This is a genomic window from Actinomyces sp. ICM39 (assembly GCF_000282935.1).
GTDB lineage: Bacteria > Actinomycetota > Actinomycetes > Actinomycetales > Actinomycetaceae > Pauljensenia > Pauljensenia odontolytica_B.
Genome location: NZ_ALCB01000066.1, coordinates 1 through 5,282, shown reverse-complemented (window position 1 = coordinate 5,282; position 5,282 = coordinate 1). Strand labels below are relative to the sequence as shown.

The following is a 5,282-nucleotide window of genomic DNA, read 5'->3' as shown; positions in this document are numbered from 1 at the left end:
CCGCTCGAATGAGCGGGGGCCACCCCTTCAGCATTCAACCGATGCGTGAAGCCTTCACTTCGCGGCGGAAACGCGGACCTTGAGGTTCGCGGACACCTCGGGGTGCAGGCCGACGGTCACCGTGTAGTCGCCAACGGCCTTGATGGGCGAGGCGATGATGACGCGACGACGATCGATGGTCTGGCCCAGCTGCTCCTTGACCGCGTCAGCGATCGCAGCAGCGGAGACGGCGCCGAACAGGCGGCCGGAGTTGCCAACCTTGCCGGAGATCTCGACAACGGCACCCTGGAGGGCGTCGCGCACGGCGCGAGCGTCGTCGATCGTGGCGATCTCGTGGCGGCGACGAGCAGCGGCGATCTGGTCGATCTGCTTCTGCGCGCCGGCGGTCCACTTGGCGGCGAAGCCGCGGGGGACCAGGTAGTTGCGGGCGTAGCCAGCCTTGACCTCGACGACCTCGCCGGCGTGGCCGAGGTTGGGGACGTCGTGGGTGAGGATCAGTTTCGTGGTAGCCATATCAGCTGTGTCCTTCCCTTATCAGCGGCCGGTCGTGGAGTAGGGCAGCAGAGCCATCTCACGCGCGTTCTTGACGGCGCGAGCGATCTTGCGCTGCTCCTGCGTGGAAACACCGGTCACGCGACGGGCGCGGATCTTGCCGCGGTCCGAGATGAACTTACGCAGCAGAGCGGTGTCCTTGTAGTCGATCTTGTCGATCTTGGCCGACTTCAGCGGGTTGGCCTTCTTCTTGATGGGCTTGTTGCGAAGTTGGGGCTTCGCCATGATGGTCTCCTAGTGAATCCGGGCGGACTGTGCCGCCCCAAGCGTGTTGTCTTCGACGTGGCGCTATCCGGCGTAGGTGCCGGGGCGCGCGACTTTAGAACGGGGGCTCGTCGCCGAAGGAGGTGGCGCCGCCAGCGGGGGCGGAACGCCACGGGTCCTCGGGGGAGCCGCCGGTCGGTGCGCCGTAGTTGGCGCCACCCTGGCCGTATCCACCCTGGCCGCCGCCGTAACCGCCGCCCTGCTGGGGCGCGCCCTGCTGGCCGCGGTTGTCGGACTGGTAGCCGCCGCCACCGGAGGGGGCGGTGCGGGTGACCTGCGCGCGTGCGCGGCGCAGGGAGGGGCCGACCTCGTCGACCTGCAGCTCAACGACCGTGCGACGTTCACCCTGCTGGGTGTCGTACGAGCGCTGGGTGAGGCGACCCTGAACGATGACGCGCATGCCCTTACGCAGCGACTCGGCGACGTTCTCAGCGGTCTCGCGCCACACGGAGCAGCGCATGAAGAGGGTGTCGCCGTCGCGCCACTCACCGGCGTTACGGTCGTAGGTTCGGGGGGTGGAGGCCACCGTGAAATCGGCGACCGCGGCACCGGACTGCGTCCAACGCAGTTCGGGGTCAGCGGTCAGGTTACCGATGACAGTGATGACGGTATCTCCGGCCATGTCGGCTCCTCGGGCTTAGAGGGTGTGGTGTCGGCTCAGTGAGCGTCGGGGCGCAGGAGCTTCGTACGGAGAATGGTCTCGTCGATGCCCATGCGGCGGTTGATCTCGAGAGCGACCTCGGGGGTCGTGGTCATGTCGATGACGACGTAGATGCCCTCAGAACGCTTGAGGATGTCGTAAGCAAGGCGGCGCTTGCCCCAGACGTCAACGTTCTCGACGGATCCGCCGTTGGCAGCCACGGGTGCCAGGTACTTCTCCATCATGGGGGCGACGGTGCGCTCGTCGATCGAAGGATCGAGGATCACCATCAGTTCGTAGTTACGCACGTTGGTTCCCACCTCCTATGGTCTTTACGGTCACGGACGGTCCGTGACAGGAGGGCGTTGCGTATGGCCCGTGAGGGCCTGCTGGACCGGCCGCGGGTGCGGATAGTCCAGCTACCCACTTTACACGGGTGGCAGCGTCTTCGCTAGGGCGTTTCCGGTCACGATTGGGCTCCTCGGAACGAGGCGTGGGCTCGCCCCGCCGGGACGCCGACCCCCGCGCGAAACCGCGGGTGGGGACGAGGCCGGCCCCGGCCTCGTCGATCGGCTACAGAGAGCGGGCACCGAGCCCGTTGGTGAGGGCCCGCATGCCCGTGTAGACGGCCGAGTAGGCGAGCCAGACCATCGCGAGGGCGAGGGAGGGGCGTGCCGTGAGCGTGGCGGAGTGGGCGATGACCCACAGGAGGGGCGCGTAGACGACAAGGTTGACGATGCCGGCGACGGCCAGGTAGCGGCCTCGGCCCGCGCCGATGAGGACGCCGTCGAGGAGGAAGACGTAGCCTGCGATGGGCTGGAAGAGTGCGCCGACGATGATGGCGACGGTCGCGTAGTCGATGACGGTCTGGTCGGTCGTGAAGATGCGGGTAATCCAGGGCGCGGTGATCGCCAGAGCGACGCCGACGGCGACGCCGAAGCCGATGCCCCAGCGTGAGAGGGTGCGCAGGAGGGGGCGCATGGCGCCGCGCTCTCCGGTGCCGGTTGTGAATCCGGCGAGCGCCTGGGCGGCGATCGCGAGGGCGTCGAGCACGTACGCGGCGAAGGACCACAGGGTCCACACGATCTGGTGAGCGGCCAGGGCCTGGGTGGAGATCGCGGTGACCGCGCTCAGGGTCGCCAGGAGGGCGACGCGCAGTGCGAGGGTGCGCACGAGCAGAGGCGCTCCCTCGAGTGCCGCGCCGAACAGGCCGTGCGTGGAGGGGCGCAGGCTCACGCCCTCGCGCCGGGCCGCTCGCACGATCATCCACCCGAGGAACGCCGCCATCAGCGTCTGGGTGATCGCGGTGCCCAGGCCTGAACCCGCCACCCCCAGGCCGAGGGGATACATGAGCACCCAGTTGGCCACCGCGTTGAAGGCCGCGCCCACGGACGCTGCGACCAAGGGAGTGCGCGTGTCCTGCAGCCCGCGCAGGGTGCCGGTCGCCGCCAGGACGACGAACATGCCGACGAGGCCGGGCGCGGAGGCGCGCAGGTAGGCCAGGGCGTGCGGCATGGTGGCCGCGTCGGCCCCTAGCCAGGTGAGCAGGGGAGAGGCGAAGACGGCCAGGAGGATCGCGGCGAGGGTGCCAAGGCCTCCCGCCAGCCACATGGCCTCGACCCCCGAGCGGATCGCACGGTCGCGTCGCCCGGCCCCCAGGTGCCGGCCCGCCAGGGAGGTCGTCGAGTAGGCGAGGAAGATGAAGAGCCCGACCGCCGTGTTCAGCACGGTTGACGCGATGCCCAGGCCCGCCAGCTGCGGGGTTCCCAGATGGCCCACCATCGTGGAGTCGATGACGGTGAACAGAGGCTCCGCAATGAGGGCCCCCAGAGAGGGCAGCGCGAGCGCCAGGATCATCCGCGTGGTGATCGTCGGGGCCGACGAGGCGGGGTCCCCCTCACGCTTCGCGGGTGAGGTCGGGTCGCTGGGTCCCTGTGTGCTCGTCATGACACTCCGATTCTTTTCCACAATGTGTGCACAGGCCTGTGGAAAGCCGTACATTGGGAAATTCTAGATGGCTCAATGAATGACAATGATGTGACTGTGATGAGGATATCTGCCCTGACAGATCGGTCATTTCGCGTTGTACACAGGCGTCGTCGGCGTTGTGCACAGGTTATCCACAATATGTGCACATGCCCGTGCACAGCGCCGGTCGCGCGATCGCCTACAACGCGTTAGTCTTCGCCTGAAGGCTCTCTATCCACAGGGCTTCAGGCCGCGCTCGCGGCACCCAGCCCGGCCCCGGCCTCGTCCCTATATGCCCGCGCACCCGAGAGGATCACGATGTCCGACGACCAGTTCGACCGCGTCCCGCCGCAGGACATCGACGCGGAGATGAGCGTCCTCGGATCGATGATGCTGACGACCGAGGCCGCCAACGTCGTCTCCGAGATGCTGCGCGGGCAGGACTTCTACCAGCCCAGCCACGAGACGATCTTCGACACCATCGTCGAACTCAACGGCCGCGCGGAACCCGCCGACGCGATCACCGTCGCCGGCGAACTCAAGCGCGCGGGCGTCCTGTCGAAGGTGGGCGGCGCCGCCTACCTGCACACCCTCATCGCCTCCGTGCCCACCGCCGCGAACGCCGCCTACTACGCGCGCATCGTGCGCGAGCGCGCCATCATGCGCCGCCTCGTCACCGCGGGAACGCGCGTCGTCCAGCTCGGCTACGCGGACGCGGGCGGCGACGTCGACGAGATCGTCGACCAAGCCCAGGCCGAGGTCTACGCCGTCTCCGACGGGCGCGAAACCACAGACTACGTCTCCATGACGCAGATGAGCTCGGACATCCTCAACGCGCTCGAAGACATCGAGAAGAACCAGGGCAAGCTCAACGGCGTGCCCACCGGCTTCACCGACCTCGACGAACTCACCCAGGGCCTGCACGGCGGCCAGATGATCATCGTCGCCGCCCGACCCGCCATGGGTAAGTCCACGCTCGCCCTGGATTTCTGCCGATCGGCGTCCATGAAGCACGGCATCACGTCGCTGATCTTCTCCCTGGAAATGAGCTCGCAGGAAATCGCGATGCGTATGCTCTCCGCCGAGTCCGGCGTGCGCCTGTCCAAGATGCAGGCCGGCAAAATGAGCGACGTCGACTGGCGCAAGGTCGCCGAAACCACCTCGCGCATGAGCGAGGCACCCCTGTACGTCGACGACTCCGCGAACATCACCATCTCCGAGATCCGCTCGAAGTGCCGCCGCCTCAAGCAGCAGGAAAACCTGGGCCTCGTCGTCATCGACTACCTCCAGCTCATGACGAGCGGCCGCCAGGTCGAGTCGCGTCAGCAGGAAGTCTCCGCGATGTCGCGAAACCTCAAGCTCCTGGCCAAGGACCTCGACATCCCGGTCATCGCCGTCGCGCAGCTGAACCGTAACTCCGAGGGTCGCACCGACCGCAAGCCCATGATGAGCGACCTGCGCGAATCCGGCTCGCTCGAGCAGGACGCCGACATCATCATCCTGCTGCACCGCCCCGACTACTACGACAAGGAAGACCGCCCCGGCGAGGCTGACATCATCGTCGCCAAGCACCGCGCCGGCGCGACCGCGACCGTCACCGCCCTCTTCCAGGGCGACATGGCGCGCTTTGTCAACTACACGGGACGCCCGGAACCCGGCGGCGGCGGAGAGTAAAGGCGCTTTGCCCGGGCCCGGTGTTCTGGGCGCCGCTTGTGTGTTTGGGCCGGGCTGCTTGGTGTGCCCGTGGGCGGCGGCCCGCCCGCTCGCCGTCCGCGCCGCGTGTTGTTGCTTGTGGTGCCGCTGGTGTTCCGGGCGCCGTCGGGCCCGGCCGCCCGCGAGATCGCCACACGCGAGCTTC

At 67.8% G+C, this 5,282-nt stretch carries 6 protein-coding genes; 1 reads left to right on the top strand and 5 read right to left on the bottom strand.

From position 1 onward, the window contains the following. Positions 1–54: 54 nt before the first annotated feature. From rplI to HMPREF1137_RS03805, 5 genes are all read right to left on the bottom strand, one after another. Positions 55–513, bottom strand: coding sequence for a 50S ribosomal protein L9 (rplI, locus tag HMPREF1137_RS03825; RefSeq protein ID WP_007589133.1), 459 nt, complete (start codon positions 511–513; stop codon positions 55–57). 21 nt (positions 514–534) lie between these two features. After that, positions 535–777: a 30S ribosomal protein S18 gene (gene rpsR, locus HMPREF1137_RS03820; protein WP_007589142.1), complete on the bottom strand. Its 243-nt coding sequence runs from the start codon at positions 775–777 to the stop codon at positions 535–537. Positions 778–871: 94 nt separating this feature from the next. Continuing rightward, positions 872–1,438, bottom strand: a complete 567-nt coding sequence (locus HMPREF1137_RS03815; protein ID WP_003791437.1) for a single-stranded DNA-binding protein — start codon at positions 1,436–1,438, stop codon at positions 872–874. 35 nt (positions 1,439–1,473) lie between these two features. Further along, a complete protein-coding gene (gene rpsF / locus HMPREF1137_RS03810; RefSeq protein WP_007589137.1) occupies positions 1,474–1,764 on the bottom strand; it encodes a 30S ribosomal protein S6 in 291 nt (96 codons plus the stop codon). 265 nt (positions 1,765–2,029) lie between these two features. Beyond that, positions 2,030–3,403 (bottom strand): MATE family efflux transporter, encoded by a 1,374-nt coding sequence (locus HMPREF1137_RS03805; protein ID WP_007589135.1) that lies wholly within the window; start codon positions 3,401–3,403, stop codon positions 2,030–2,032. Between the two features lie 339 nt (positions 3,404–3,742). On the opposite strand from HMPREF1137_RS03805, the gene dnaB reads away from it, so the two are divergent. Continuing rightward, positions 3,743–5,098: a replicative DNA helicase gene (gene dnaB, locus HMPREF1137_RS03800; protein ID WP_007589131.1), complete on the top strand. Its 1,356-nt coding sequence runs from the start codon at positions 3,743–3,745 to the stop codon at positions 5,096–5,098. Positions 5,099–5,282 lie beyond the last annotated feature (184 nt).

Excerpts from the sequence above, each read along its gene's own strand:
- rpsR (WP_007589142.1), bottom strand. The coding sequence starts at position 777 with ATGGCGAAGCCCCAACTTCGCAACAAGCCCATCAAGAAGAAGGCCAAC.
- HMPREF1137_RS03815 (WP_003791437.1), bottom strand. The coding sequence starts at position 1,438 with ATGGCCGGAGATACCGTCATCACTGTCATCGGTAACCTGACCGCTGAC.
- rplI (WP_007589133.1), bottom strand. The coding sequence starts at position 513 with ATGGCTACCACGAAACTGATCCTCACCCACGACGTCCCCAACCTCGGC.
- HMPREF1137_RS03805 (WP_007589135.1), bottom strand. The coding sequence starts at position 3,403 with ATGACGAGCACACAGGGACCCAGCGACCCGACCTCACCCGCGAAGCGT.
- dnaB (WP_007589131.1), top strand. The coding sequence starts at position 3,743 with ATGTCCGACGACCAGTTCGACCGCGTCCCGCCGCAGGACATCGACGCG.